Raw genomic sequence first — 20,845 nt, 5'->3', positions numbered from 1 at the left:
GCCTACCTGTCCAGTACCGCGCGGATGGTTTCCATGGCTGTCACCAGCCTTCGCGACACTTCCTTGTTGGCATCTTCCAGCCGTTCGGCGCGGGCCTCGGAATTGTCGAGCTCCTGCGCCAGCCGCGAGCGGTCGGCGTTCATCCGCTGCACTTCGGCCTCGGCTTCCGAATAGTCCCGCTCGTGCTCGAGCTTGGCCGCGACGGCGTTTTCCAGCCCTTCGATGGCCTTACCCAGCCTGGCAATGACTTCCTTGAGGGTCGTTTCCCCGGTCATGGCTTTCGTCCTGCGCCCTGCCCATCACCGAATCATCCACGTTCAGAACGCGTTATCCCTGAAACATTACGCGTCGTGTGAACCGCACGTCAATAAAGCTGTCGCGACTGTCCCCTGCTAACGCTAATGTAAGTCGCGCATGGCCATCACAAGACCGGCAAAAGCACACCGATTTGTTGACTAAAAGGCCGCGCCTGCTATGTGTCGCGCACCCTTTTCAAGGGCTTTCCCAAGGCCCAAACCCCCATTTTGGAGGAAGCATGACTTCGCGCGAACAACATGACCGGATGGCCAATGCGATCCGTTTTCTCGCCATGGACGCTGTGGAGAAGGCAAACTCCGGCCATCCCGGATTGCCCATGGGCTGCGCCGACATCGCCACGGTGCTGTTCACCCGCTTTCTCAAATACGATCCGAAGAACCCGCATTGGCCGGACCGCGATCGCTTTATCCTGTCGGCCGGCCACGGCTCGATGCTGCTTTACTCGCTGCTCTATCTGACCGGCTACGAAGACATCACCATCGACCAGATCAAGCAGTTCCGCCAATTGGGGTCGAGGACCGCGGGCCACCCGGAATACGGCCATGCCGCCGGCATCGAGACGACGACAGGCCCACTCGGCCAGGGCCTTGCCAATTCGGTCGGCTTCGCACTCGGCGAGCGCATCATGAATGCCGCTTTCGGCAATGATCTCGTCGACCACTACACCTATGTGCTGGCCGGCGACGGCTGCCTGATGGAAGGCGTATCCCAGGAAGCCATCGCGCTTGCCGGGCATCTGAAGCTGAACAAGCTGATCGTCTTCTGGGACAACAACAACATCTCGATCGATGGCCCAGTGTCGCTCGCCGATAACACCGATCAGGTCGCCCGCTTCCAGGCGTCCGGCTGGAATGCCAGCCATATCGACGGCCAGGACCCGGAAGCGATCGCCTATGCCATCGAAGCGGCCCGCCACTCCGACAAGCCGACGATGATCGCCTGCAAGACGACCATCGGCTTCGGCGCGCCGACCAAGGCCGGCACCAACAAGGCGCATGGCTCGCCGCTCGGCGCCGAGGAAATCGCTGGCGCCAGAAAATTCTTCGGCTGGGATTATCCGCCCTTCGAGGTTCCGGCCGATATCCTCGACGCATGGCGTATCGCCGGGCGGACCGGCGTCAAGGCGCGCACCGACTGGGAAAGCCGGCTTGCCAAGGCTGATGCCAAATTGCGCGCAGAGTTCGAACGCCGCATCAGTGGCACGCTGCCAGCCAACTTCGACGCCGTCATTGGCGATTACAAGAAGAAGCTCGTCGCCGACAAGCCGAAGGTCGCCACCCGTAAGTCATCGGAAATGGCGCTGGAGGTCATCAACGGCGCCGTGCCCGAAACCATCGGCGGCTCGGCCGATTTGACCGGCTCCAACAACACCAAGACTAGCCAGACCAAGAACATCACCGCCGACGATTACGGCCAGCGCTACGTTCATTACGGCGTTCGCGAGCACGGCATGGCGGCCGCGCTCAACGGGCTGACATTGCATGGCGGCATTATCGCCTATGGCGGCACTTTCATGTGCTTTTCCGATTATGCCCGTCCGGCGATGCGGCTTGCTTCGCTGATGGGCATCCGCTCGATCTTCGTCATGACCCATGATTCCATCGGCCTTGGCGAAGACGGCCCGACCCATCAGCCGGTCGAGCATCTGGCAGCACTTCGCGCCATTCCGAACCACAATGTCTTCCGCCCGGCCGACGCGGTGGAAACCGCGGAATGCTGGCAGTTGGCCATTGAGTCGGAAAAGACGCCTTCGACATTGGCGCTGACCCGGCAGAACCTGCCGACGGTACGCAACGACTTCGTTGCGGAAAACCTCTCCAGCCGCGGCGCCTATGAACTTGCCGCCGCCAGTGGCGAGGCGGCGGTGACGATCTTCGCTTCGGGCTCCGAGGTCGAGATCGCGCTGGCCGCCCGCGAGGCCTTGGAAAAGCACGGCCACGCGACCCGCGTCGTCTCGGTGCCGTGCTTCGAATTGTTCGACAAGCAGAGCGCCGACTATCGCAGCAGGACGATCGGCAATGCGCCGCTCAAGATTGCCATCGAAGCCGGCATCCGTCAGGGCTGGGATCACTTCATCGGCACCGACGGCATCTTTGTCGGCATGACCGGCTTCGGCGCCTCCGGCACCATCGAACAGCTCTACCCGCATTTCGGCATCACAGCCGAGGCAACGGTGAAGGCGGCGGAAGCCCGTCTGCATGGCAAATGAAAGTGAGCCCCGCCCGGCAAAGGCTGGCATAGCGGTTTTGCCGGGCGGTGGAGCACTAATCGATTTAAATCCACGCCTCGGCGGCTGGATTCTTTGCCCGTCCGCCGTTATGAAGCTGCGGACTTGATCTTCGGCCTCCAACTCCCAGGGAGAGAACAATGACCGTCAGAGTTGCCATCAACGGATTCGGCCGCATCGGCCGCAACATCCTGCGCGCCATCCATGAATCCGGCCGCAAGGATATCGACGTCGTCGCGGTCAACGATCTCGGCCCGGTCGAGACCAACGCGCATCTGCTGCGCTTCGACAGCGTCCATGGCCGCTTTCCGCACGAGGTGACGGTTGACGGTGACCAGATCATCGTCGGCAAGGAAAAATTCAAGGTCACCGCGATCAAGGATCCGACGCAACTGCCCTGGAAGGAGCTTGGCATCGACATCGCGCTCGAATGCACCGGCATCTTCACCGCCCGCGACAAGGCCGTCGCCCATCTGACCGCCGGTGCCAAGCGCGTTCTCGTCTCCGCTCCGGCAGAGGGCGCCGATCTCACCGTCGTCTATGGCATCAATCACGACAAGCTGACCAAGGACCACATCGTCATCTCGAACGCCTCCTGCACCACCAACTGCCTGGCGCCGCTGGCGGCCGTGCTGAATGAGGCGGTCGGCATCGAGAAGGGCATGATGACGACGATCCATTCCTACACCGGCGACCAGCCGACGCTGGACACCATGCACAAGGACCTCTACCGCGCCCGCGCCGCCGCGCTGTCGCAGATTCCGACCTCGACCGGTGCTGCCAAGGCCATCGGCCTGGTACTGCCCGAACTCAAGGGCAAGCTCGACGGCATCTCCATCCGCGTGCCGACCCCGAACGTCTCGCTCGTCGATTTCAAGTTCATCGCCAAGCGGCCGACCACCGTCCAGGAGATCAATGACGCGGTGATCGCCGCCTCGAACGGCAAGCTGAAGGGCATCCTCGCCGTTACCCGTCACCCCAATGTTTCGATCGACTTCAACCATGATCCGCATTCCTCGATCGTGGCGCTCGACCAGACCAAGGTCATGGACGGCAACTTCGTTTCGGTGCTGTCGTGGTACGACAATGAGTGGGGCTTTTCCAACCGCATGGGCGATACCGCCGTCGCCTTCGGCAAGACCATCGCCTGATCGCAGAGCCAGCTTCTCGACCTGGAGACGCCCGGCTCAGTCCGGGCGTTTTTCATTGCAGCACGAACCGCCGAGGCACGCTCCGCTGCTCGGGGGTGCCAAAACTTTCGACGATCGGCAGCGTGGGGCAAAAAGCCACGCTGCTGCCTTGCAGCGGCCATGTCTTCGCCCCACTCTCCCGTGATGCCGGAGCATATCGACTAGGGGCGACCAACGAATGGAGCATGGTATCTATCTTGTGACGCTCGTTGGCGCAGCACTTGTCGTTGCCGCCGCGTTTTCAAGCCTGATCGCCTTCCGTTTCGGCGCCCCTCTCCTGCTGCTGTTTCTCTGCATCGGCCTCGCCACCGGAACCGACGGTCTCGGCATCCATTTCGACAATGCCCGAGTTGCTTATTTTGCCGGCTCATTGGCGCTGGCGGTCATCCTTTTCGATTCCGGCTTTGGCACGCCGCTCAACGCCTTGCGGCAGGCGGCCGGGCCGGCGCTGTCGCTGGCCACATTCGGCGTCCTTTTGACCACCGGACTCTTCGGCGCCGCCGCCTATTATCTGCTCGACCTGACCTGGCTGGAATCCTTCCTGCTCGGTGCCGCCGTCGCCTCGACCGACGCCGCGGCGGTGTTCTTCCTGCTGCGCGCCGGCGAGATTAATTTGCGCGAGCGCGTGCGGTCCACGCTCGAGGTGGAATCCGGCACAAATGACCCGATCGCCATCTTCCTGACCATCACGCTGGTCGAGGTCATCGCCGCCAATACCCACCCCGAGGCCAAGGTGCTGGTCACCGATCTTGCCGTCGGCTTCCTTGTCAACATGGGGCTCGGCGCGGTCATCGGCATTCTCGGCGGCATGGCCATCGTGCGCCTTGTCGATCGCCTCAATCTCGATCACGGCCTGCTGCCGATCTTCGTGCTGACGCTGTCGCTTATGGTGTTCGCTGCCGCCGGTGCCGTCGGGGGCTCCGGCTTTCTGGCGGTCTATCTCGCAGGCCTGATTGCCGGCAATTCCGATATCCGGGCCGTCACCATCCTCAAGCGCTTCCAGGACGGCATGTCGTGGCTGGCGCAGATCATCATGTTCCTGATCCTCGGCCTGTTCGCGACGCCTTCGCAATTTCCGGCGATCCTGGTGCCGGCAGTGCTGCTCGGCCTGTTCCTGGTATTTGTGGCACGGCCAATCGCCGTCTGGCTCTGCCTGGTGCCGTTCCGTCTGCCACGCCCGGAAGTCGCCTTCGTCTCGTGGGTTGGCCTGCGTGGTGCCGTGTCGATCCTGCTTGCCATCACGCCGCTGCTCGGCGGTCTTGAGAACGGCCGCCTCATCTTCAACACTGCCTTCATCATCGTGCTGGTCTCGCTGATCATCCAGGGATGGACCGTCGGGCCGCTGGCGCGCCGTCTCGGCCTTATCGTGCCGGCCCGCCTGGGACCGCTCGACAAGGTCGAATTGGAACTGCCGGGCTCCGCCCATCATGAGCTTCTCGCCTACCGCGTGGCACCTGGCAGCCCGGTGGCGCGCGGCGAACGCATTCCGCGCTGGGCGCGGCCGTCGCTGGTGCTGCGCGACGGACGCTCGATGCGCTTCCAGGATATGGGCCGGCTGGCGGCCGGCGACCATGTCTACATCTTCGTGCCGGACCGCTATCCGCGCCTGCTCGACAAGCTGTTCGCCAGCCGTGCCGTGGTCGATCCCGAGGACGCGGATTTCTTCGGGGCCTTCGCCGTCGATCCGTCACGCCCCGCCGAGGAACTGGAGACCGCCTACGCGCCGGGCCTGACCGAAGCGGAACGCAAGCTCAGCATTGGCGACCTGGTCACTACGCGGCTCGGCGGCCACGCCGAATACGCCGACCGCGTGCTGCTCGGTCCGATCGAGCTGATCGTCCGCGACGTCGACGACAAGGGCAGGATCACCGGCCTTGGCCTGTCCTTTGAGCCGACCGCGCCGGTGGCGCGCGTTCCGGTGTTCCTCAGCGCCGGCGAAATCCGCGATCGCATCGCCGCCATCATCCGCAACCGGCGCAAGCCGGCCGAGGCGCAGGCGGTCGAGGCGGCGGCCGAGATGGAACCGGTTCCGCAGCCCGTGGTGGAAAAGACAACTGGCGACGGCTGACCGCTGTCCACCCGAGCCGCGGAACCCTGCCGCGAGGCTGAAGAATGGCTCGGCAACTGGTGTGGCGGGTCCATGTGGTCCGACATCGCCGGAAATGATCCCGATCGGCCGGTTGCGAGGGCGTCCGGCCGATCAGTCGCCAATTCTCCGGCGCGCCATAGGGGCGCGCTTAATTGTTGCGGGCCGCTACGAACTGCGCCGCTTGTTTCAGAAGCGCAGCCTGCTCGCCAAAAGGTTCGAGCAACGCATGAGCCTGGTCAACGAGGCCATGGAGCTGGCCCCGCGCCCAGTCCGGTCCGTGCAGCGCGACCAGCGTCGCCTTGCCGGCCGCGGCATCCTTGCCGGTCGCCTTGCCCATCTGATGCGCGTCGGCGGTCAGGTCGAGCAGATCGTCGGCAAGCTGAAAGGCAAGCCCGATCGCCGAGCCGAACTCGGCCAGCCTTTCGCGGTCGCCCGACGGCGCGCCGGCAAGGATAGCGCCCGCTTCGCAGGCAAAGCGGATCAGCGCACCGGTTTTCATCGCCTGAAGCCGGATGATGCCGGCCTCGTCCGGCCGGCTTTGTTCGGCTTCGAGATCGAGCATCTGGCCGCCGACCATGCTTCCCGCCCCGGCGGCGCGGGCCAGTGCCAGCACCAGCGTTGCCCTGCGCTCGGCCGGCAGCATTGTCGCCTCGTCGGCAAGGATGTCGAAGGCAAGTGTCAGCAAGGCGTCGCCCGCAAGAATGGCGGTCGCCTCATCGAAAGCCCTGTGCACGGTCGGCTGGCCGCGGCGCAAATCGTCGTCGTCCATGGCCGGCAGATCGTCATGGATGAGCGAATAGCAGTGCACGCATTCGAGCGCCGCCGCGACGCGCAGCGCCGCCTCGCCGTCGGCTGAAAACAGTGCAGCACTTTCCATGACCAGGAAGGGACGCAGTCGTTTGCCGCCGTTCAGCACGCCATGTCGCATTGCCGCCATCAGGCGTTCGGGCCGCGCGACCTCGCCCGAAAGCGTCCGTCCGTCGAGCAACCGCCTCAGCAGCGCCTCGAGCGGAACTGCCCGGGCAATAAGTGCAGCTTCGAACGCCATTTGGTCGTCTTTCGTCATGGTCGGGAGCGGTAGCCGACACTCAGACGTTGCGCAAGAAGCCAAGCGCCATTATGCCGGGGGCAGGGAGTAGCGCGGACTGGGTGGCTTGGCGGAACCGATCGTCGATCACGAAACCGAAGGGTTGGACATGGCGAGACCGAGACGCGGCAGCCGCATCGGTCTTCAACGCTGGGTCCGGCGCGGCATCGCCGTCGCGGTCGTGCTGGCGCTGGTGCCGGTGGTGCTGACCTTCCTGTACCTGCCGACATTCGTGCATCCGGTGTCGACATTGATGCTGAAGGACCTGGCGACGTTTTCTGGCTACGATCGGCGCTGGGTTTCCATCGACGATGTCGCGCCGGTGCTGGCATATTCGGTCATCATGTCGGAGGACGGGCAGTTCTGTTTCCATCGCGGCGTCGATCTGGGCGAGTTGCGCGGCGTCGTCGACGATGCGCTCGCCGGCGAGATGACACGTGGCGCCTCGACCATCACCATGCAGACGGTAAAGAATCTTTATCTATGGTCGCGGCCGTTGGGCTCGGTCCGTAAGGTCGTGGAACTGCCGCTGGCCGTCTATTTCGATGCGGTGCTGTCGAAACGGCGGATCATGGAGATCTACCTCAACATCGCCGAATGGGGACCGGGCATCTACGGCATCGAGGCCGCCGCCCAGCATCATTTCGGCGTCTCGGCAAAACAGCTGTCGCGCCGGCAGGCAGCGCTGCTTGCCGTCACCTTGCCGAATCCGATCGTGCGCAATCCGGCGAAGCCCGGGCCGGGACTGAGGCGGCTTGCCGCGTTGATCGAACGGCGCGCCGGCCGCGCCGGCGCCTATGTCGGTTGCCTGCGATAGTGTCAAAAAAAAACACGGCGACGCTGGCCAAAACGCCGTCGGGCGTGTATAGGCACCCGACTTTCTCAGATTCCGGCCCCTGATGTGGCCCTTTCACGAGGGCCGCCGGGGCGTTTTGACCATGTAGTGGAGCATATCCATGGCCGTTCCGAAACGAAAAACCTCTCCGTCGAAGCGCGGCATGCGCCGTTCTGCCGACGCACTGAAGGCCCCGACCTATGTCGAGGACAAGAACTCCGGCGAGATGCGCCGTCCGCACCATATCGACCTGAAGACCGGCATGTATCGCGGTCGCCAGGTTCTGGAGCCGAAGGAAAGCTGAGAGAGCTTTCGACGGTTTATGGGTTGCGAAACGACCGGCCATTGGCCGGTCTTTTTGCGTTTGCGACAACTGATCGTATCAGCCGGGCCTGACATTGTTGTTTCACGCCGTCTTTGTCCGTGTTTATCGGCCGCACGAAAATTCTTGACGGCGAACGCCGGGCGCACTCTACAAAGATCAGTCCAACCGGAGCCGCCACATGTTCGGTGCCATCCCGCTGCTGATCGTGCCTTTCATCCTCTACAATCTCGGGCTTCTGGGAATATTCGGCAGCGGCGACGATCCGTGGGCCACCGAAATGTTTTCGGTCCGGATGATGTCGGGTGGCGTGTTCTCGATGACCCTCGGCGACCTCATCGTGCTGATCGCACTGATCTTCTTGTTCGTCGAAGTGGTGAAGTCGACGCGCACGACAAATGCCTCGATCATGGACCATCTTTTGTCGACCTTCGTCTTTGTGGCCTATCTGGTCGAGTTCCTGCTGGTGAAGGGCGCCGCCCATTCCGTTTTCTTCACACTGATGGTCATAGCGCTGATCGACGTGCTGGCCGGCTTTTCGGTGTCGATGCGGTCGGCCACCCGCGACATCAATATGAGTTAAGGATCCCGACTCAGCCCGGGTCAGCGGTGAAGCCAGCCGCCTCGACGCCGGCGATGGCTGCCGTTTCATCATTGTCGGACGTGTCGCCGGAAATACCGATGGCGCCGATGATCGTGCCGGCGTTGTCGCGGATCAGCACGCCGCCGACGACCGGCAGGACGCGCCCGCCCGACACGTCGGAGACGCCGGCGATCAGATGCGGGCGCTCCTTGGCGAAAGCTTCCACCCGGCGCGAGCCCATGCCGATAGCGAGCGCGCCATAGGCCTTGCCGGCCGACATTTGCGGACGCAGGAAAGAGGCGCCGTCCTGACGCTGGAACGCGACCAGATGGGCGCCGGCGTCGAGCACCGAGACGCCAAGCGGCCTGAGCTTGAGCTCGGCACCCTTGGCAAAGGCGGCGGCGATGATTTCAAGGGCTTTGTCGAGCGTCAGTGCGGTCATGGCCGTCTCCTAAACGCGCCAGTTATCAACCGGCAGAACAGACTCCGAGTGAACTGTTTCGCGTGCGAAAGGAAGCATGCATTCTGGGAGCGCCGGCCTATTTCTTCTTGGCGCGAGGCTTCTTCACCGGGGCCGGAGGCGCATTGGCCAGGTCTTCCGCTTCCTTGGCGAGGCGCAGCGCCCGCAGCTTGTTGGTCTTGGCTTGGCGAGCGTCGCTCTCGGCGACATATTCCGCCATCGCCTTCTGGCGAACCGTGGCTGCCTCTTCCTGTTTCTTGAAACGCAAATCGGCCCGCGCACGGGCAGTGTCCTTAGAGTTCTCGACCAAGAGCGTTATCCAATCCGTAAATTATCTTCAGTCCCTTGATAGCAGAGCCAGCCCGCAATTGGGAAAATAAGTTGGTCATGGCGCCGGATCGCAGCCGACTCGCTCCGCCTTGCGGGCGACTACCGCATCGTATCCGGCCTGCAAAGTCGCGCGGACGGTGGGTCCAGATGGGGCGGGAGACGCACCCAGATGCTCGTGGCGCAACTCGTTCATGAACTTATCCCACATCGGCGGGCCGCCTTTTTCCAGAAGCTCGGCACGGATAGAGAGCTCTTCGCTGACCGGCAGCCAGACGCGGCCCCAGGCGCCGAGATGCGCCAGGATCGGCACCAGCGTAATCGCCATTTCGGTCAGGCTGTAGATCGCCTTTTGCTTGTGGGAGGGATCGTCCGCCTTGGTCAGCATGCCGAGCTCCATCAGCCGCTTCAGCCGGTCGGCGAGGATGTTGGAGGCGATGCCCTCCATCGAGCCGTTGAGCAGTTCGCGAAAGTGGCGTCTGCCGCCGAAGATGATGTCGCGAAGGATGATCAGGCTCCACCGGTCACCGAACACTTCGAGCGACAGGTTGATGGGGCATCCGGACCGACGATCGATGTTCATGCGAATCTCCAAAAACCGGTTGCACTATCGTATCGGTTTTAATATCGTGCAACTGATTGCAACTTGCAATCGGATTTGCAGCCCAAGGAGGAAAGTCATGAGAAACGCCGAACACCCCGAAATCGTATCCCAGACGTTCGGCGATCCGGCCCATCCGGCGGTGTTGTTGATCATGGGCGCGATGGCTTCCATGCTTTGGTGGCCCGAAGCGTTTTGCGGAAGCTGGCCGGCGAGGGTCGCTTCGTGATCCGCTATGACAATCGCGATACCGGCCGTTCGACCAAATACGCGCCGGGCGAGCCGCCTTATACATTCGACGACATGGTGGACGATGCCGTCCGCGTCCTTGACGACCAGGGAATCCGAAAGGCGCACGTGGTCGGCATGTCGATGGGCGGTATGATCGCGCAGCTCGTTGCGTTGAAATACCCGCCGCGTGTCAATTCGCTGACGGTGATCAGCAGCTCGCCCCTGGGCATCGATACGTCGCATTTGCCCGGAACCACCGAGGCCTATAGGAAACATTCGGCCGAAGGCGCCAAGGTCGACTGGTCTGACCGTGGCCAAGCGGTCGATTTCATGGTCAAAAACGCGCGTGCGCTCGCCGGCACCGCGCATCCGTTCGATGAGGCGCGGACGAGAGCGTTCGTGGAACAGGACTACGACCGGTCCGGCGGCTTTCTCAGCGCGACCAATCACTTCATGCTCAAGGGCGGCGAAGATCGGAGCGGCGAGGACTGGACGGGGCGGCTGCACGAGATGAAGATTCCGCTCCTCGTTATCCACGGCACCGACGATCCGATCTTTCCAGCCGAGCATGGCGCCGCTCTTGCCGACGCGGTCGCCGGTGCAAGACTGGTCCGGATCGAGGGCGGCGGCCACGAGCTGCATCCCGACGATTGGGCCGCGATCATCGATGCGATCGTCGCCCACAGCCGGGCCACGTAGCAGCGGGCCGAACCTTGACACCGGATGCCCGCGAGACGAAGCACCAAAGATAGGAGCAAAAATGTCCCTGACGATGCATCTTCATCCGCTGGCCTCCTTCTGCTGGAAACCGCTGATCGCGCTCTATGAGAACGGCACGCCATTCACATCGGTCGTCGTCGATCTCGGCAACGAACAGTCGCGCGCGGCGTTCCTGAAATTGTGGCCGGCCGGCAAGATGCCGGTGCTGCGCGATGAGGCGCTGGACCGGACCGTGCCGGAATCGACGATCGTCATCGAATATCTCAACGCGTATTATCCCGGACCGGTCGAGCTGATCCCCGGCGATCTCGATCTCGCCCGTCAGACCCGGCTTGCCGACCGCTTCTATGACTTCTACGTCCAGGAACCGATGCAGAAGATCGTTGGCGACCGGCTGCGGCCGGAGGGCAAGACCGATCCGTTCGGCGTCGAGCAGGCCCGCGCCCAGCTGCGCAGCTCCTACGCCATCATTGAACAGGACATGCAGTCGAGGACATGGGCGGTGGGTGCGAGCTTCACCATGGCCGACTGCGCTGCCGCCCCCGCGCTGTTCTACGCCAACAAGGTCGAGCCGTTCGGAGACGAATATCCTGCGGTCAGGCGCTATCACGACCGGTTGCTGCAACGCCCCTCGGTTGCCCGTGTGATCGAGGAAGCGCAGCCGTATTTCAAGCTCTTCCCCTACAACAATGGCTAGAGTGGTTCATCGTTTCACGGAAACGCCGAACCGCTCTATCTCTTTGTTTTTGCGCAATTCCGTACGGAAAACCGTTTCACACTTTTCCTGGAATTGCTCTAGGCCCGATGCTGCATAGTTGCTCGACGCGCTGACGATGCCCCTCAGCTTCCGGGTGAACCGAGCTGCTCCGCATCCCAGAACTGGTCAAGCCAGATGTTGAGCTTCAGGAAGCCGGCATTGCTGACCGTATAGACGCGCCTGGTGCCTTCCGGCTTGGCGTTGACCAACCCCGCATCAAGCAGCACCTTCAGGTGCTGCGAAACGGCCGGGCGGGACACCGGCAAGCCGGATGCCAATTCGTTGACGGTCTTCGGTCCGCGCCGGAGCTCTTCCAAGAGATGGCGCCGGTTGGGATCGGCAATCGCCATGAAGGCGTCGGAAAGCATCATGCCTTATTTGTGGGGCAAAGCGCCTCGAATCTCAACTGTCGGCTTCAGCTTTTCTGCGCGGGTCGAGCCGCAACGCTTCCGGCGTCACCGAGCGATCGGCGGGCTGGGTCTTGAAGGCATCGCGGCCTTCGATCGGCACCGGCGCGCGACGGCTGATGCGCAGCAGCGTATAGCCAGCCAGGCTGAGATGCGCGAGCGCAGTGGCCAGGAACAGCCCCTCAGGGCGCATCCAGCCCATCAGGCCGGCGGCCACCAGCGGACCGATCATCGTGCCGAAGCCATAAAGCAGCAGCAGGCCGCCCGACACTTTGACGAAGTCCTCCGATCGCGCATGGTCATTGGCATGCGCCACCGCGATCGAATAGAGCGTGTAGGCGAAGGCGCCGTAGGCGGCGGTGCAGACGATGACGAAGACGCCGGAGCGCGGTTCGAACAGGAAGATGGCGATGGCAAACAGCGCAGCACCGAAGGCCGCGCCCGCCAGCACGAAACGACGGTCCGTCGTGTCGGAGAGCCGCCCGGCCGGAAGCTGCATGGCGGCACCAGCGATGACCACGAGGCTCATCATCAGCGCGATCTCGGCTGTCGAGATGCCGATGCGCGCTCCATAGACGGCACCAAGTGTACCCCAGGCGCCGTTGGCGATGCCGATCAGCACGCAAGCGATCGCCGACACCGGCGAATTGACGTAGAGCCCCTTGACGTCAAGCGACACGTCCTGCAGCGGCTTGGGGTGAGACGCCGTCGAGACCGCCGTCGGGATCAGCGACAGGCAGAACAGAATGCCGGTGATCATGAACAGCGACGCCGATCTCACATCGCCGCCGGCAACGATCATCTGACCGCCCATGATCGAGGCATAGGTGACCATCATGTAGAGGCCGAAGACGGTGCCGCGGTTTTCGTTGGTGGCCTTCTCGTTGAGCCAGCTTTCGATGACCATGAAGGCGCCGGCCATGGTGAAGCCGGTGAAGGCGCGCAGCAGGATCCAGGTATATTCGTCGATGATCAGGCCGGTGAGCAGTGCGACGATCGCTCCCGATGCGGCAAAGGCGCCGAAAGCCCTGACATGACCGGCGCGGCGCACGATGCGTGGCGCAAAGAAGCAGCCGGTGACGAAGCCGCCGGCCCAAGCCGTGCCCATCAGGCCGAGCGATGCCGTCGAGAAGCCCTCCACCTGGCCGCGCAGCGGCAACAGCAGACCGTGCAGTCCGGATGCCGCCAACAGGAACGCGGTGCCGCGCAGCAGCGAGAGGATCGGTCTGTAGCTTGCGAACATTTTTCAATCCGGCTGGGGTTTAGGGCACAAGTCTGCAGACAGCGGCATTCGGGCTTTTCGGCGGCGTGCCCGAGCTTTTGGCATTACCCGCAGTAACTACCCGCGGCGAAACAGCGCCTCTGCCGCCGACTTGGTCGAGCCCTTGGTCTTGAGCTCGGCTTCCAGCCGGGCGATCTCGTCGCGCAGGATGCCGATCCGTTCGGACAATTCGTCGACGGAAAGCAGCGACAGATCCTGCCCGATCTCGTGCGGGCGCGCTTTCTTCTTGGGTTCGTCGTCGAAGATCGCCATCGTCGCTCCTCCGTGATTGCCCATTTGCCTGATTTGCCAATGAGCATACATAGGGCAAGGGTATGGATGCAAATGGCGGGCAAGAGCTGGCACGAGAAACCGGCGGAGCACGACGGGAAAATTCATGGCGAACGCACAGAAAATTCCGGCGAAGATGATGGCGATCGCCATATCGGAACCGGGCGGGCCGCGGGTGCTGAAACCGGAAACCCGCGACGTACCGGTTCCCGGTCCCGGCGAGATCCTGATCCGGGTGCGGGCCGCCGGCGTCAACCGGCCGGACGTGCAACAGCGCAAGGGCGCCTATCCGCCACCGCCGGGAGCGTCGGATCTGCCGGGCCTGGAAGCAGCAGGCGAAGTCGCTGCCCTTGGTGACGAGATATCGCGCTGGCGCGTCGGCGACCGGGTCTGTGCGCTGACGGCGGGCGGCGGCTATGCCGAATATGTCAGAGTGCACGCCGGCAGCGTGCTGCCGCTGCCCGCCGGCTTTACCTACACCGAAGCGGCGGCGCTGCCGGAAAACTACTTCACTGTTTGGCACAATGTCTTCGAGCGCGGCGGCCTGAAGAGCGGCGAGACCCTGCTCGTGCATGGCGGCTCGTCGGGTATCGGCACCACGGCGATCCAGCTTGCTGCCGCTTTCGGCGCCTATGTCGTCACCACCGCCGGCAACAAGGAGAAATGCGACGCCTGCCTCAAGCTCGGCGCCGACCGGGCGATCAACTACCGCGAGGAGGACTTCGTCGCCGCAGTCAAGGAGGCAACCGGCGGCAAGGGTGCCAATGTCATCCTCGACATGGTCGGCGGCGACTATGTGGCGCGAAACTATGAGGCTGCAGCCATGGAAGGCCGCATCGTCCAGATCGCGACGCAGGGCGGGACGGTGGCGAGCGCCGATTTCTTCAAGATCATGGCCAAGCGGCTCGTGCACACAGGATCGCTGCTCAGGCCACGCACCGTGGAGTTCAAGGCGGCAGTTGCGGCTGCGCTCGAGGCGCAGGTTTGGCCGCTGCTCGGCACGCGCAAGGTTGCGCCGGTGATGGATACGATCTTCCCGCTCAAGGAAGCGTGGCGGGCGCATGAGCGGATGGAGGAGGGTGAGCACATCGGCAAGATTGTGCTCGATGTCGCCTGACGGCCCGCAAACAGGCTGAACGAAAGCTTAATGGTGCAATGCAACAAACGCATTGCGGCCATGCAAAAGCGTCTGTTCAATTTTTCATCGCCGATGCCTATTTACGCGGCATCAAAACGATGGAGGACTATCATGAACCCGATCCGCGCTTTCCGTAACTGGCGCATGTACAACGAAACCGTGCGCGAACTGAACCGGCTGAATGCTCGTCAGCTCAACGACCTCGGCATCAACCGCGGCGACATCGAGAGAATCGCCCGCAAAGGGCTTTGATCTCGAGCACGATCCCGCTCGAAGACCGGGCGCTGCTTTTCGGCAACGCCGAGCCGCGGTTCGGGATCAAGCTTTAGAAGCCAGAGCCGCAGCAGACGGATTTCCGTCGCCGGTTCCGAGCCCGCCCGACCTTGGTCTGGCGGGCTTTGTCTTTTTGAAGCTTTCGACTGTATGGCGTCATCTGCCGACCTTCGCGGTCTGCTGGTCGCGCTGCCGTGCCGTCCTTGACGCGCGCCTGCCAAAAAGATTGCGAAACGGCGAGCGAGCGGTTATATAGACCGCGATTTTCCCATTTTGGTGGCTCTAAACCACCGCCCGCGCGGGAACGCGGGCGAACGAGAAGGATTTTTGTAATGGCCAATACGCTGCTGATGCCAAAGGCGACCGCCGTCTGGCTGGTTGACAACACAGCGCTTTCCTTCGAGCAGATCGCGCAGTTCTGCGGACTGCATCCGCTTGAGGTCAAGGCGATCGCCGACGGCGAGTCGGCGCAAGGCATCAAGGGCATGGACCCGATCATGACCGGCCAGCTCACTCGCGACGAGATCGCGCGCGCCGAGAAGGACGCCAACCACCGGCTGAAGCTCTCCGATCCCAAGGTGCGGGTGCCGGAATCCAAACGCAAGGGTCCGCGCTACACGCCGCTGTCGAAGCGCCAGGACCGGCCCAACGCCATCCTCTGGCTGGTGCGCAACCATCCCGAGCTCAAGGATGCGCAGATTGCCCGCCTTGTCGGCACAACGAAGTCGACGATCGACCAGATCCGCGACAGAAAGCACTGGAACTCCGCCAATCTCCAGCCGATGGATCCGGTGACGCTCGGCCTGACGTCGCAGATCGACCTCGATATGGAAATCAACCGCGCCTCGCGCGGCCGCGAGCAGGCGCAGCCGGTCGGCGATACGCTGCTGCCGGCCGCCTTGACCGAACGGCTGGTGCCGGCGCCCGAAAAGCCGAAGGACGAGGACCGCGAACTTGACGCCAACGCCGTCTTCGCCAAGCTTTCGGCGCTGAAGTCGAAGGACAAGGACGCCGACGAAGAGGAGTAGGTCTGGCATCCAAAACAAAAAGCCCGCTTTCAAGCGGGCTTTTTTGTGATCTTCCGTGTCAGCTTCGCGCCGCCCGGTCCGGCGCCATGCCGTAATCCTCGCTGCGCTCCACCGCGCGATAGAAATCGGCGAGCTGCTTGCCGCGCTCCGGCTTGAAGGTGCGGCCGGCGATGACCACCGAGGCGATGCGGTCGATGCGGAAGGCGCGGAAATCGCCGCGCATCTCACACCAGGCGACCAAGGTCCACACCTTGCCCCAGAACCACAGGCCGAGCGGGCGGATGTCGCGCGCGGTGCTGCGGCCGGCCTCATCCGAATAGTCGATGGTCAGCACCTGACGTTTCTCGATGGACCGCTCGATCAGGTCGATGGCTTCGCGGGCGGCATCGCTTACCACCCACATCGGCGTGTGGATCTCGGTACGGGCGATGCGGTCCTTTTCGGCGTCGGGCAACACGGCGCCTATCTTGACCAGCGCCTCGTCGGCGGCTCGCGCCATGGCCGCGCCACCAAACGCGCGCACCATGCGGGCGCCGGCGACCAGCGCGACGATCTCGTCACGCGTGAACATCAGCGGCGGAAGGTCGAAACCCTCCCTCATCATGTACCCGACACCGGCCTCGCCGTCGATCGGCACGCCGGTCGACTGCAGGTCTGCGATGTCGCGATAGATCGTCCGCTCGGAAACCTCGAGCCACGTGCCCAGCTTCTGAGCGGTGACCAGACGACCACCACGCAGATGCTGCACGATCTGGAAGAGCCTGTCGGCGCGGCGCATCGTATGGTCCCTCGGCGTCTATCGTTCCAGCCCTTCGCGCTTGCGCTGCGCGGCGACGAAGGCCGCGCCGAAGGACAATTTCCTCGTTGTCGGCGTGTTTGCGTCGACCACCCGCCAGAACGGCGCAACGTCGCCCAGCGCCATACCACGCTCAAGATCCTCGTTGGCGGCCTCGGCGACGGTGCGCAGATGATAGCCGATGGTGACCGGACATGTCATCTCGGCATCGTGCTCGATGGCGAGAGCGGTGCGCAAAGCGCGGATATTCATGTCCATGCCTTCGGGGATGGAGCGGATGAATGCATGGACCTGGCGAGCTGTAGGAACCAGCATCGGCTGGCCTTCGACGACGTCGCCGATGGTGCGTGGCGACGGTCTTATGCCGTTGATGCCAGGCGTGTTCAGCCTGTCGTTCCAGCTTTTCATCGATCGTCCTCTCGGCCATCCGGCTCCGGCGGCCATCGCACTATGGCACGAGCCTCCTGACACCATACTGTCAGGAGGCTTCAGCATGCCCATTTCAGCTCGTCGCCAGGTCGCATCCAAACGCCACGCAGAAAGCTTGCCTCAATTGCCGCCATTGCGGCGGTCGCCATACATGTCCGGCCAACCAATATCCTTGCGGATGTCCGCCGGCAGGGTGTTCATGAATCGCTGGGTGCGGATCTCATTGCGGATCGTCCGGATCTTGCCGACATAGTGCTGCACGCTACGCAGAATGGTAATACCGTTCATGGCTGGTCTCCTCTCTTTCGATGCAGGCACTATCGCACACCCCTGCTGACAGCAGTCTGTCAGGAGGGTGCGGCTCTCATGACCGGCGTTCCGATTTATCCATCGAAGTGACAAGGCAGTGCTGAAAAGAGGCTTGCCGCAGTGGAAGCCGGCGATCCCGGAGCCGCTTTGACAGCCAGCCGCGATGCTGATCAAAGGCTGCATGTCGAAACTTCTCGCGCTCGTCATCATCCTCATGATGGTCATCCAGCTCATCAAGCCGCTCGGCTGGCCCGGGCTGAAGCGGCGCAGCGATTTCTGGAAGCTGGCGCTGCTGGCGATGGCGGCGATTTCGATTACGGCGGTGCTCGGGCACTGGACGTAGTGCGGGCGGCCCGCTACGCGACGCCCGGTTCGTTGGCGAGCACCAGGCTGACCAGATGTTCCGCCCAGGCTCGGTAGCCGGCTTCCGAAGCGTGAAATCCATCCGATGCGAAGCCGGCATCGGCATCCGTGATCGGCAGCCGGGGCGCCGGTATGGCGCCGCGTTCGAGGCAAAGGCGCTCGCCCATCCGGTTCATTTCGACGGCGCGGATTTCGAGGATCTTGCCGAGCAGCGGCGGCATTGCCGGAGCCCGGGTGAACTCCAGCACCGGCGACCACACGACGCGCGCTTCCGGCCATTTGGCGCGCAGCGCGTAGAGCAGGCCGCCAAACTCGCGCTTGAAGCGCGGTACCGAATGAAAATTCTTGGTGTCGTTGGTACCGATGGCCAGCACGATATGCGTCCACGGATCGGCCGATAGATTGGGCAGCACATGATCGCGGATCTGGCCAGAGGTTGCCGAGTTGAAGCCGGCCGCCCGCCAGCGCACGGTGCGGCCGGTGCGTTGCGCAATCAGAACTGCCAGTTGCGCGGCCAATCCGTTTTCGGAATTGCCGATGCCTACCGAGGCGGCGGAGGAATCGCCAAGCACCAGAACCGAGATTGCTGGCGCCAGGCCAGATATCTCGTGCATGACCGGACCTTGTGCCGGCAGCATGCGGGCGGTGCGGCGACGCACGCCAAGTCCTTGCCAGACATAGACCGGAAAGGCGAGCCAGGTGAGAAGGGTCGGAAAGCGCCGCATGGCAAGTCCCTTTTAGGGCATAGCGAACAGCACTTAGCGCATGTCGGGCCGAAGACGAAAGACCTTGGGTGACCGCCTGTCGTCAATGGCAGCAGCTGTCCTGCATTTCGGGCGTATCCGCATATTCGTCGTGCAGCCGCACCCAGTCCACCAGGCTATGGTGGGGACCGGTTTCGTTGCGACCCTTCGGCGTCAGGTCGAGATAGTGATAGGCGCCGATCAGCGGATCGCCGCCTCTGGAGCGCGAGATAAAAGTCAGGAAGATGTCGCCTTTCTCGTCGCGATAGAACACGCTGGTGCCGGGAAGATCCTTCGATTGCCGCGCGCGCCGCTCGAAATTGTAGGTCGTGTCGCCGGCCGCGATCTGCTTGTCGGTGAATGACACCTGCATGTCGAAGTTGAAGTCCGAAGCGTACGACGACACCCAGTCGAATTTCCAGCCCATGCGCTGCTTGTAGGGCAGAAGCTCGGCCAGCGGCGCCCGCGCCACCACCACGAGCGAGACGTCGTGGTGCCTGAGATGCTGGTTGGCACCGTCAATGTGGTCGGCAAGGAACGAGCAGCCCTCGCAACGATAATCGGCGCCCGGCCCGAACATGAAATGGTAGACGATCAGCTGGCTGTTGCCGCCGAACAGGTCGGGCAGTTTCTTTGGCCCTTGCTCGGTCTCGAAGACATAGTCCTTGCGGATCTTCAGCCACGGCAGTTCGCGGCGTTCGGCGGCGACGCGGTCGCGAAAGCGCGTCAATTCCTTTTCGCGCGCCAGATGCGCCTTGTGCGCCTGAAACCACTCTTCCTGCGAAACGGTCTTGTTGTTTGGCATCGGTCTGCTCCTCTTTTCACGGAGGACGTTCGGCAGCGAGGAATACCGACACCGAGCTGCATTTTCAGTAGCAGGAAATTGCAGACCTTGCTGCTTTCAAACGAACCCGGGCACATGGCCCGGGTCGGAGGGAACGCAACCTGAATTCCGTCAGGCGGCTTGCTCAAGCGTCGGCTGCCATTGTCCAAGCGCTGCCAGATGGTTCATGTGGGCGCGATGGGCGAAGGCGGCCTGCGCGGCGGCGACGTTCGCTGCCTTGCCGCCCCAGGCCTTCTGCGGAGCGGCCTGCAAGGCGCGGCCGTAGGAGAAGGTCAGCTTCCACGGATGCGGGCCGATGGCGTTGATGGCATTGAGGTTGGCGGTCGCCTGCTCGTCCGATTGTCCGCCCGAAAGGAAGGCGATGCCTCCAATCGCCGCCGGCACCGTCTCGCGGAACAGTTTTATGGTCTTTTCGGCGACTTCCTCGGGGCTGCTGACCTTGCCCGATTTCTTGCCGGCAAGGACCATGTTCGGTTTCAGGATGGTGCCTTCGAGCACGACGCGGGCCGCATAGAGCTCGGTGTACAACTTTGTCAGCGTCGCCTTGCTGATCTCGTAGCAGGTGTCGATGTCGTGGGCGCCGTCCATCAGCACCTCCGGCTCGACGATCGGCACGATGCCGGCCTCCTGGCAAAGCGCGGCGTAACGGGCGAGCGCATGGGCGTTCGAGCCGATCGAGGTGGCGGAAGGCACGCCCTTGGCAACATCGATGTCGATCACCGCGCGCCATTTGGCAAAGCGGGCGCCGAGCTTGTAATAGTCGGCAAGGCGTTCGCGCAGGCCGTCGAGGCCCTCGGTGATGGTGTCGCCGGGAAAGCCGGCCAGCGGCTTGGCGCCGGCGTCGACCTTGATGCCGGGGATAGCGCCTGATGCCTTGATGATGTCGACCAGCGGTGTGCCGTCGGCGGCCTTCTGGTGAATGGTCTCGTCGTAGAGGATGACGCCGGAAATGTACTTGGTCATTGCATCGCTGGCGCGGAACATCATCTCGCGATAGTCGCGGCGACTGTCGGCGGTCGACTCGACACCGATGACGTCGAAGCGCTTCTTGATGGTGCCGGAGCTCTCGTCGGCAGCCAGCAGGCCCTTGCCATTGGCCACCATCGCGGCGGCAATGTCCTCGAGACGTTCGCTCATCGTGCTTCTCCTGAAAGAATTGATCCGCGCCCAGCAGACCACCAGAGCAACGCAGGTTCAAGTCGAACCATTTCGTCAA

Annotated in this window: 25 protein-coding genes and 1 pseudogene; 12 read left to right on the top strand and 14 right to left on the bottom strand. The window is 63.1% G+C overall.

Going from position 1 to position 20,845, the window contains the following annotated elements:
* Positions 1 to 2: 2 nt before the first annotated feature.
* On the bottom strand, positions 3 to 275 hold the full coding sequence (locus NKJ32_RS01670; RefSeq protein ID WP_006200774.1) for a DUF4164 domain-containing protein: 273 nt from the start codon (positions 273 to 275) through the stop codon (positions 3 to 5).
* A 260-nt stretch (positions 276 to 535) separates the two neighbouring features.
* Between NKJ32_RS01670 and tkt the strand changes: the two genes are divergently transcribed.
* The 3 genes from tkt to NKJ32_RS01655 all read left to right on the top strand — a co-directional run bounded on the left by tkt (position 536) and on the right by NKJ32_RS01655 (position 5,803).
* Complete coding sequence (gene tkt, locus NKJ32_RS01665) at positions 536 to 2,527, top strand: transketolase (protein ID WP_352696827.1); 1,992 nt, start codon at positions 536 to 538, stop codon at positions 2,525 to 2,527.
* Positions 2,528 to 2,685: 158 nt separating this feature from the next.
* On the top strand, positions 2,686 to 3,696 hold the full coding sequence (gene gap, locus NKJ32_RS01660) for a type I glyceraldehyde-3-phosphate dehydrogenase (RefSeq protein ID WP_023678507.1): 1,011 nt from the start codon (positions 2,686 to 2,688) through the stop codon (positions 3,694 to 3,696).
* Between the two features lie 217 nt (positions 3,697 to 3,913).
* Positions 3,914 to 5,803: a potassium/proton antiporter gene (locus NKJ32_RS01655; RefSeq protein WP_352696829.1), complete on the top strand. Its 1,890-nt coding sequence runs from the start codon at positions 3,914 to 3,916 to the stop codon at positions 5,801 to 5,803.
* A 169-nt stretch (positions 5,804 to 5,972) separates the two neighbouring features.
* Here NKJ32_RS01655 and NKJ32_RS01650 read toward each other — a convergent pair whose 3' ends face one another.
* Complete coding sequence (locus NKJ32_RS01650) at positions 5,973 to 6,890, bottom strand: polyprenyl synthetase family protein (RefSeq protein WP_352457948.1); 918 nt, start codon at positions 6,888 to 6,890, stop codon at positions 5,973 to 5,975.
* A 79-nt stretch (positions 6,891 to 6,969) separates the two neighbouring features.
* On the opposite strand from NKJ32_RS01650, the gene NKJ32_RS01645 reads away from it, so the two are divergent.
* The 3 genes from NKJ32_RS01645 to NKJ32_RS01635 all read left to right on the top strand — a co-directional run bounded on the left by NKJ32_RS01645 (position 6,970) and on the right by NKJ32_RS01635 (position 8,651).
* Complete coding sequence (locus NKJ32_RS01645; RefSeq protein WP_031212144.1) at positions 6,970 to 7,728, top strand: biosynthetic peptidoglycan transglycosylase; 759 nt, start codon at positions 6,970 to 6,972, stop codon at positions 7,726 to 7,728.
* Between the two features lie 139 nt (positions 7,729 to 7,867).
* The gene (gene rpmF / locus NKJ32_RS01640; protein ID WP_006203806.1) at positions 7,868 to 8,050 is read left to right on the top strand and encodes a 50S ribosomal protein L32; all 183 of its coding nucleotides are present in this window, start codon (positions 7,868 to 7,870) and stop codon (positions 8,048 to 8,050) included.
* Between the two features lie 199 nt (positions 8,051 to 8,249).
* Positions 8,250 to 8,651 carry a hypothetical protein gene (locus NKJ32_RS01635; RefSeq protein ID WP_023678503.1) on the top strand — a complete coding sequence of 134 codons (402 nt, stop codon included), beginning with the start codon at positions 8,250 to 8,252 and terminating at the stop codon, positions 8,649 to 8,651.
* Between the two features lie 10 nt (positions 8,652 to 8,661).
* On the opposite strand, the gene NKJ32_RS01630 is transcribed toward NKJ32_RS01635, so the two are convergent.
* From NKJ32_RS01630 to NKJ32_RS01620, 3 genes are all read right to left on the bottom strand, one after another.
* A complete protein-coding gene (locus NKJ32_RS01630; protein WP_023678502.1) occupies positions 8,662 to 9,093 on the bottom strand; it encodes a GlcG/HbpS family heme-binding protein in 432 nt (143 codons plus the stop codon).
* Positions 9,094 to 9,190: 97 nt separating this feature from the next.
* Positions 9,191 to 9,421, bottom strand: a complete 231-nt coding sequence (locus tag NKJ32_RS01625) for a hypothetical protein (RefSeq protein ID WP_023678501.1) — start codon at positions 9,419 to 9,421, stop codon at positions 9,191 to 9,193.
* Positions 9,422 to 9,496: 75 nt separating this feature from the next.
* Complete coding sequence (locus NKJ32_RS01620) at positions 9,497 to 10,021, bottom strand: winged helix-turn-helix transcriptional regulator (protein ID WP_352451127.1); 525 nt, start codon at positions 10,019 to 10,021, stop codon at positions 9,497 to 9,499.
* A gap of 97 nt (positions 10,022 to 10,118) precedes the next feature.
* On the opposite strand from NKJ32_RS01620, the pseudogene NKJ32_RS01615 reads away from it, so the two are divergent.
* Together NKJ32_RS01615 and NKJ32_RS01610 are read left to right on the top strand one after the other, a co-directional pair.
* Positions 10,119 to 10,969, top strand: a pseudogene (locus NKJ32_RS01615) (alpha/beta fold hydrolase).
* A gap of 61 nt (positions 10,970 to 11,030) precedes the next feature.
* Positions 11,031 to 11,687, top strand: a complete 657-nt coding sequence (locus NKJ32_RS01610; protein ID WP_352457946.1) for a glutathione S-transferase family protein — start codon at positions 11,031 to 11,033, stop codon at positions 11,685 to 11,687.
* Positions 11,688 to 11,830: 143 nt separating this feature from the next.
* Here NKJ32_RS01610 and NKJ32_RS01605 read toward each other — a convergent pair whose 3' ends face one another.
* The 3 genes from NKJ32_RS01605 to NKJ32_RS01595 form a co-directional block, all read right to left on the bottom strand.
* Complete coding sequence (locus tag NKJ32_RS01605; RefSeq protein ID WP_023678497.1) at positions 11,831 to 12,118, bottom strand: ArsR/SmtB family transcription factor; 288 nt, start codon at positions 12,116 to 12,118, stop codon at positions 11,831 to 11,833.
* A gap of 31 nt (positions 12,119 to 12,149) precedes the next feature.
* Entirely contained in the window at positions 12,150 to 13,397 is a 1,248-nt protein-coding gene (locus NKJ32_RS01600; protein WP_023678496.1) for an MFS transporter, read from the bottom strand.
* Positions 13,398 to 13,493: 96 nt separating this feature from the next.
* Positions 13,494 to 13,688: a DUF1192 domain-containing protein gene (locus NKJ32_RS01595; RefSeq protein ID WP_023678495.1), complete on the bottom strand. Its 195-nt coding sequence runs from the start codon at positions 13,686 to 13,688 to the stop codon at positions 13,494 to 13,496.
* A gap of 124 nt (positions 13,689 to 13,812) precedes the next feature.
* On the opposite strand from NKJ32_RS01595, the gene NKJ32_RS01590 reads away from it, so the two are divergent.
* From NKJ32_RS01590 to NKJ32_RS01580, 3 genes are all read left to right on the top strand, one after another.
* Positions 13,813 to 14,823, top strand: coding sequence for an NAD(P)H-quinone oxidoreductase (locus NKJ32_RS01590; RefSeq protein WP_036238914.1), 1,011 nt, complete (start codon positions 13,813 to 13,815; stop codon positions 14,821 to 14,823).
* A 132-nt stretch (positions 14,824 to 14,955) separates the two neighbouring features.
* Positions 14,956 to 15,096, top strand: coding sequence for a DUF1127 domain-containing protein (locus tag NKJ32_RS01585; protein WP_023678493.1), 141 nt, complete (start codon positions 14,956 to 14,958; stop codon positions 15,094 to 15,096).
* A 353-nt stretch (positions 15,097 to 15,449) separates the two neighbouring features.
* On the top strand, positions 15,450 to 16,145 hold the full coding sequence (locus NKJ32_RS01580; RefSeq protein ID WP_023678492.1) for a DUF1013 domain-containing protein: 696 nt from the start codon (positions 15,450 to 15,452) through the stop codon (positions 16,143 to 16,145).
* A 58-nt stretch (positions 16,146 to 16,203) separates the two neighbouring features.
* Here NKJ32_RS01580 and NKJ32_RS01575 read toward each other — a convergent pair whose 3' ends face one another.
* The 3 genes from NKJ32_RS01575 to NKJ32_RS01565 all read right to left on the bottom strand — a co-directional run bounded on the left by NKJ32_RS01575 (position 16,204) and on the right by NKJ32_RS01565 (position 17,658).
* Complete coding sequence (locus NKJ32_RS01575) at positions 16,204 to 16,923, bottom strand: helix-turn-helix transcriptional regulator (RefSeq protein WP_023678491.1); 720 nt, start codon at positions 16,921 to 16,923, stop codon at positions 16,204 to 16,206.
* 18 nt (positions 16,924 to 16,941) lie between these two features.
* Entirely contained in the window at positions 16,942 to 17,349 is a 408-nt protein-coding gene (locus NKJ32_RS01570; RefSeq protein WP_023678490.1) for a hypothetical protein, read from the bottom strand.
* Between the two features lie 141 nt (positions 17,350 to 17,490).
* Positions 17,491 to 17,658 (bottom strand): hypothetical protein, encoded by a 168-nt coding sequence (locus NKJ32_RS01565; RefSeq protein ID WP_023678489.1) that lies wholly within the window; start codon positions 17,656 to 17,658, stop codon positions 17,491 to 17,493.
* Positions 17,659 to 17,860: 202 nt separating this feature from the next.
* Here NKJ32_RS01565 and NKJ32_RS01560 point away from each other — a divergent pair, with 202 nt between their 5' ends.
* Positions 17,861 to 18,022 (top strand): hypothetical protein, encoded by a 162-nt coding sequence (locus NKJ32_RS01560; protein WP_352454847.1) that lies wholly within the window; start codon positions 17,861 to 17,863, stop codon positions 18,020 to 18,022.
* Between the two features lie 13 nt (positions 18,023 to 18,035).
* Here the strand turns inward: NKJ32_RS01560 and NKJ32_RS01555 are convergent, their stop codons facing one another.
* From NKJ32_RS01555 to NKJ32_RS01545, 3 genes are all read right to left on the bottom strand, one after another.
* The gene (locus NKJ32_RS01555) at positions 18,036 to 18,767 is read right to left on the bottom strand and encodes an SGNH/GDSL hydrolase family protein (protein ID WP_023678487.1); all 732 of its coding nucleotides are present in this window, start codon (positions 18,765 to 18,767) and stop codon (positions 18,036 to 18,038) included.
* Positions 18,768 to 18,849: 82 nt separating this feature from the next.
* Entirely contained in the window at positions 18,850 to 19,590 is a 741-nt protein-coding gene (locus tag NKJ32_RS01550) for a DUF899 domain-containing protein (protein ID WP_023678486.1), read from the bottom strand.
* Positions 19,591 to 19,740: 150 nt separating this feature from the next.
* The gene (locus NKJ32_RS01545; protein ID WP_352644525.1) at positions 19,741 to 20,766 is read right to left on the bottom strand and encodes a class I fructose-bisphosphate aldolase; all 1,026 of its coding nucleotides are present in this window, start codon (positions 20,764 to 20,766) and stop codon (positions 19,741 to 19,743) included.
* Between the last annotated feature and the right edge of the window lie 79 nt (positions 20,767 to 20,845).

Origin of the sequence: Mesorhizobium sp. M0159 (assembly GCF_040322295.1) — a bacterium.
Classification (GTDB): domain Bacteria; phylum Pseudomonadota; class Alphaproteobacteria; order Rhizobiales; family Rhizobiaceae; genus Mesorhizobium.
This window is presented reverse-complemented; position numbering and strand designations above follow the sequence as displayed.

Excerpts from the sequence above, each read along its gene's own strand:
- NKJ32_RS01670 (WP_006200774.1), bottom strand. The coding sequence starts at position 275 with ATGACCGGGGAAACGACCCTCAAGGAAGTCATTGCCAGGCTGGGTAAG.
- tkt (WP_352696827.1), top strand. The coding sequence starts at position 536 with ATGACTTCGCGCGAACAACATGACCGGATGGCCAATGCGATCCGTTTT.
- gap (WP_023678507.1), top strand. The coding sequence starts at position 2,686 with ATGACCGTCAGAGTTGCCATCAACGGATTCGGCCGCATCGGCCGCAAC.
- NKJ32_RS01655 (WP_352696829.1), top strand. The coding sequence starts at position 3,914 with ATGGAGCATGGTATCTATCTTGTGACGCTCGTTGGCGCAGCACTTGTC.
- NKJ32_RS01650 (WP_352457948.1), bottom strand. The coding sequence starts at position 6,890 with ATGACGAAAGACGACCAAATGGCGTTCGAAGCTGCACTTATTGCCCGG.
- rpmF (WP_006203806.1), top strand. The coding sequence starts at position 7,868 with ATGGCCGTTCCGAAACGAAAAACCTCTCCGTCGAAGCGCGGCATGCGC.
- NKJ32_RS01635 (WP_023678503.1), top strand. The coding sequence starts at position 8,250 with ATGTTCGGTGCCATCCCGCTGCTGATCGTGCCTTTCATCCTCTACAAT.
- NKJ32_RS01630 (WP_023678502.1), bottom strand. The coding sequence starts at position 9,093 with ATGACCGCACTGACGCTCGACAAAGCCCTTGAAATCATCGCCGCCGCC.
- NKJ32_RS01620 (WP_352451127.1), bottom strand. The coding sequence starts at position 10,021 with ATGAACATCGATCGTCGGTCCGGATGCCCCATCAACCTGTCGCTCGAA.
- NKJ32_RS01610 (WP_352457946.1), top strand. The coding sequence starts at position 11,031 with ATGTCCCTGACGATGCATCTTCATCCGCTGGCCTCCTTCTGCTGGAAA.
- NKJ32_RS01605 (WP_023678497.1), bottom strand. The coding sequence starts at position 12,118 with ATGATGCTTTCCGACGCCTTCATGGCGATTGCCGATCCCAACCGGCGC.
- NKJ32_RS01600 (WP_023678496.1), bottom strand. The coding sequence starts at position 13,397 with ATGTTCGCAAGCTACAGACCGATCCTCTCGCTGCTGCGCGGCACCGCG.
- NKJ32_RS01595 (WP_023678495.1), bottom strand. The coding sequence starts at position 13,688 with ATGGCGATCTTCGACGACGAACCCAAGAAGAAAGCGCGCCCGCACGAG.
- NKJ32_RS01590 (WP_036238914.1), top strand. The coding sequence starts at position 13,813 with ATGGCGAACGCACAGAAAATTCCGGCGAAGATGATGGCGATCGCCATA.
- NKJ32_RS01585 (WP_023678493.1), top strand. The coding sequence starts at position 14,956 with ATGAACCCGATCCGCGCTTTCCGTAACTGGCGCATGTACAACGAAACC.
- NKJ32_RS01580 (WP_023678492.1), top strand. The coding sequence starts at position 15,450 with ATGGCCAATACGCTGCTGATGCCAAAGGCGACCGCCGTCTGGCTGGTT.
- NKJ32_RS01575 (WP_023678491.1), bottom strand. The coding sequence starts at position 16,923 with ATGCGCCGCGCCGACAGGCTCTTCCAGATCGTGCAGCATCTGCGTGGT.
- NKJ32_RS01570 (WP_023678490.1), bottom strand. The coding sequence starts at position 17,349 with ATGAAAAGCTGGAACGACAGGCTGAACACGCCTGGCATCAACGGCATA.
- NKJ32_RS01565 (WP_023678489.1), bottom strand. The coding sequence starts at position 17,658 with ATGAACGGTATTACCATTCTGCGTAGCGTGCAGCACTATGTCGGCAAG.
- NKJ32_RS01560 (WP_352454847.1), top strand. The coding sequence starts at position 17,861 with ATGTCGAAACTTCTCGCGCTCGTCATCATCCTCATGATGGTCATCCAG.
- NKJ32_RS01555 (WP_023678487.1), bottom strand. The coding sequence starts at position 18,767 with ATGCGGCGCTTTCCGACCCTTCTCACCTGGCTCGCCTTTCCGGTCTAT.
- NKJ32_RS01550 (WP_023678486.1), bottom strand. The coding sequence starts at position 19,590 with ATGCCAAACAACAAGACCGTTTCGCAGGAAGAGTGGTTTCAGGCGCAC.
- NKJ32_RS01545 (WP_352644525.1), bottom strand. The coding sequence starts at position 20,766 with ATGAGCGAACGTCTCGAGGACATTGCCGCCGCGATGGTGGCCAATGGC.